Source organism: Corynebacterium sp. HMSC067D03, assembly GCF_001811185.1.
GTDB classification, from domain to species: domain Bacteria; phylum Actinomycetota; class Actinomycetes; order Mycobacteriales; family Mycobacteriaceae; genus Corynebacterium; species Corynebacterium coyleae.
In genome coordinates, this window is sequence record NZ_KV803832.1 from 1 (window position 1) to 225 (window position 225).

Consider the following 225-nt stretch of genomic DNA (forward strand, 5'->3'; position numbering starts at 1 on the left):
CATGGCATTTGTAGACCTTCTCGGCTTCCGGCTTTCGGACATCGCCGACTTCGACCGCGACACAGCCCTTGCTGCCGGGCTGAACCCGTCGCGCATCCGAGAATGGTCACGCGTGCACGACGTCTACTTCGGGGCAACGAAATTCACGCGGAAACAATCCGACGCACGCCACATGGCAGCAGACACACCCTTGGATCAGTTGTGTTTGATTGAACGCAAACTCGC

General features: G+C 58.2%; 1 pseudogene. It reads left to right on the forward strand.

What is annotated here, in order from left to right:
* Positions 1–225: pseudogene (locus HMPREF2785_RS12095) on the forward strand (hypothetical protein); the annotation flags it as partial.